The organism is Methanosalsum natronophilum (assembly GCF_024808815.1).
Lineage (GTDB): Archaea > Halobacteriota > Methanosarcinia > Methanosarcinales > Methanosarcinaceae > Methanosalsum > Methanosalsum natronophilum.
On the sequence record NZ_JANUCS010000033.1, the window covers coordinates 1 to 4215 of the forward strand.

Annotated in this window: 2 protein-coding genes; both read right to left on the minus strand. The window is 34.7% G+C overall.

What is annotated here, in order from left to right; genetic code table 11:
• The coding region (locus J2T59_RS10085) for a CLIPPER-2 domain-containing protein (protein ID WP_259135811.1) at nucleotides 1–1257 on the minus strand (1257 nt) is incomplete at its 3' end.
• Nucleotides 1258–2424: 1167 nt separating this feature from the next.
• Nucleotides 2425–3762, minus strand: coding sequence for a hypothetical protein (locus tag J2T59_RS10090; RefSeq protein WP_259135812.1), 1338 nt, complete (start codon nucleotides 3760–3762; stop codon nucleotides 2425–2427).
• Nucleotides 3763–4215 lie beyond the last annotated feature (453 nt).

The window sequence follows — 4215 nt, forward strand, 5'->3', positions numbered from 1 at the left end:
AGTTGGAGTCATGGCATCTTCACCATTAGTGAATTTCTTGATACTGATGTCAGGAGCAATACCAAAGTAATGGCTTGGATCTTCATCAGTTACAGGAATCGGTATTCCATTAATAATAGCATTTCCTGTTACACTACCAAGGTTAGCATATTGACCAGCAATCGCAGTTCCATTATCTTCCACTATAATAGATTCACCTATAGCAAGGTCACCTATAATGAACACTTCATTAGTTACATTATCAGTAACTGTAACATTAGATAGTGGATAATTACCAGTATTGGTCACATTATAAGTCCAGGTAACATCGTCACCAGCAGGTATGAATGGACCAGTTGGAGTCATGGCATCTTCACCATTAGTGAATTTCTTGATACTAATATTTGGTTCAGGTACTTCAAAGAATACAGAAACTATATCTTCACCTACTACATCGCCTGAAGAACCTGTTAGTATTTGTGCCTTAAATGTAGAACCTGGAGCCATATCAAAGTATTCACTGAAATTGCTAATACTAATTTCATAAACTGATTTTGGTAAAGTCGTGTCGCCTACAGATTTATATTCATCAAAAGTGAACCTTGCATTAACATCATCATATGTCAGTCCAACCGTATCGTCCTCGATTAACCAATCATTGTTGATTATCTCAAGCGATGTTTTTCTATCACCTTGAATTATAGTGATACTCCAAAACTGATTCCTACCAAGACCAATACCATCCTCATCAAGTGCAACAGGTGTGGGTACTCCACCTACAAGAATCGTACCTGATGCGGGACCAGGATCACCCGCAGTATCTGGTGACTCTCCTGCAACATTTTTATTACCAGTCAAGTCACCAGGCATACCATAAACTTCATTCATACCGTACATAATGTCATTCACTGGATCATAGCGGGCATAAACTTTCTTTATATCAAAACCACTATAGTCACCGTCTGTTGCCATATCTTGATCAAAAGTAGGGCCAGCAGATGCATTTGGGTATGTACCATACCATGTATCTGTTACTGACATAGAAAGACCACCTTGACGCAGCACTAGACGATCTCCAAATGGCCCATTAGGATCATATGGTGCCAATGTAGCATTATCTACCGCAATGCTTACATTCTCTTGTCCGAATGCCCAGTTCTCATTCCACTCCCCCGGCGATTTATAGCCGTCTACTGTTATAGCTCCTACAGGACTCGCCATAAAAAATAAACAAGTCACTAGTAGGAGTAAAACTAAAATAATATTTCTTATTTCCATTTTCTAAAACCCCCTCCTCTTACAGTTCAATATTTATTGTTTGAAAACTATCTGTGTAAAAAATCAAGTACATGTTAATATGTAAAAATAAGAATCAATAGTTTAAATTGAAACGGAAGCAAGAGTTCTGATGCTTGTTTCTAAGGAATTGTGAGTTTGTAAGACAATCACTCAAACAAGTTCGCCATTTTAGTGTATCTTACCAGTAAAATAAAGTAAAATTTGAATGAAGTTTAAACGATATCTAAATGTAATCAATTTGAGATTGACAATATTTCATTTTGTAGAAATTCTATTTTCTATCACTACCTCAACTCAATGTTGTGCTAAAACAACACTAAGTTATTTTTATTTAAAAAACAACAAAAACAAAATATCCAGGTTTTGTAAAGAAAGTCTAACATTCTATTGAATACTTGTAATTAACAAAAGTAGTATCTGATAATTTCGATAATTTTCTCAACATAACTAAATTTTATAAATGGCTTCACTGATTATTTTCTTCTACATCTAATTAGCTTTTTATTTAAAGAAGATTCCAAGGAAGTTGATGATATTGGAGACAAGCACCCAGAATTTGAGTATCTGATAGATTGGAACCATTTTGGCCTATTAAATCAAAGATGTGTAACAACAAGCCAGTCGTGGTAGCATCTCATAATACCTTGGTGAAATGTTTACGGGTTAAGATGTTAATATCGCAGCTATGGTATCGTTTATTAGCTCCTAAACCTAAAAGACACACTAATGATAGAATTTCATTTAGAAAATGGATAATCGAATTTTGAGAGTTAAAAAGTATAATATGATGTATAACACTTATATTGATTCCCAACCATTCAAATCGTGTAACTCTTCTTGGAATCTATCTAACGACTATAATATAGAATAACACTAAATGACAAAAAATATCATGATCTTTGTTAATTGAGGACTGTAAGAAGAAAAACTATAGATAAAATGGCAGATGCTTTTCATAACAGGTCACAATAAATAACAATTGATTTTAGGCATTGTTCAAATATTTAGTCTAAAATAATTGTATCCAAAAGATTATAGCTAATTGGAGTTTCATCTAAGCATCTGAACATAATAAATGAAAAGTAATATTATCTCCAATTAAAATCTAGAAAAAAATAGAAACAAATTAAAAAATAATAAATGGAATTAGTTTTCTTTCCTCATAGAAACCATTCCAATTATTCCTAGAAGAGATATCATTACGATGAGTCCTAAAGGAGTCATTAAAGGTACATCATTACCATTTTCTGTTATTGGCTGACATCTATAGTTTGCTGGATCACTATCCATAACAGGCAAGCCCGTAAACATTCCATTTGCTTCAACAGTTCCTATATTTCTATAGTAATATGGTGGCTGACATACCTCTGGCACTGTTCCCTGTTCAAAACATTCCATGCTCTCACCTATTGCAAGAGTGTCTTGTGGACATGTTATACTACCTATTTGGTCATCAATTAACATTACATTAACTAATGGCTCATTGCCTGTATTGGTAATTACATACCTCCAATATACATCCTGACCGGGATCCAGAAGAGGACCAGCTGCAGGTGTATTTGCATCAAACCACGTTACATTATCGCCACTTACATATTTTATAATCTCTATATTTGGTTCAGGTACTTCAAAGAATACAGAAACTATATCCTCACCTACTACATCGCCTGAAGAACCTGCAAGTATTTGTGCCTTAAATGTAGAACCTGGAGCCATATCAAAGTATTCACTGAAATTGCTAATACTAATTTCATAAACTGATTTTGGTAAAGTAGTGTCGCCTACAGATTTATATTCATCAAAAGTGAACCTTGCATTAACATCTTCATATGTCAGTCCAACATTATCATCCTCGATTAACCAATCATTGTTGATTATCTCAACCGAAGTTTCTTTATCACCCTGCACTATAGTGATACTCCAAAACTGATTCCTACCAAGACCAATACCATCTTCATCAAGTGCAGCAGGTGTGGGCACTCCACCTACAAGAATCGTACCTGATGCGGGACCAGGATCACCCGCAGTATCTGGTGACTCTCCTGCAACGTTTTTATTACCGGTCAAGTCACCAGGCATACCATAAACTTCATTCATACCGTACATAATGTCATTCACTGGGTCATAGCGAGCATAAACTTTCTTTATATCAAAACCACTATAGTCACCGTCTGTTGCCATATCTTGATCAAAAATAGGGCCAGCAGATGCATTTGGGTATGCACCATACCATGTATCTGTTACTGCTATAGAAAGACCACCTTGACGCAGAACTAGACGGTCTCCAAATGGCCCATTAGGATCATATGGTGTCAATGTAGCATTATCTACCGCAATGTTTACATTTTCTTGTCCGAATGCCCAGTTCTCGTTCCACTCCCCCGACGATTTATAGCCGTCTACTGTTATAGTAGCTGCTGACATTGAAACTGTTGCCAACATAGCTATAACAGCCAATAAAAAAATCAGTTGTATTCTTTTCATATACAAAACCCCCTTCCTAAATAGTCTAAACCTTTTCTTAATAAGTACTCAGTTATTTTCAAGTTCCACTCCACTCAAGAGTTATAACTCATAAATCTATTTAATACCCAAAAGGATATAACAACCTTGAAATCATAATTAGAAACAATTATTCTGATAATACAGTCAAGTCCTTATCCTAAACATTATTCAGAAAATTTGTTTCTTAGCTTTATTTAACCTATAAAAAAATAGTATTATGTGTTAAGGGTTGGGGTAGTGGACATACAACTGGATACTTCATTTAATCATTTTCATTGCCTAAAAGAAATTCTTTCCTAGATTAAATGGAGTATCCTATTTACAACGTGAGCTTCATGAGACTGTCGGATAATAACAGATTCAAGTATCATTCATTTGATTAAAACACAAGTTTAAGACTTTAATTTGTTTTATGAGGATATTCAGAAATTA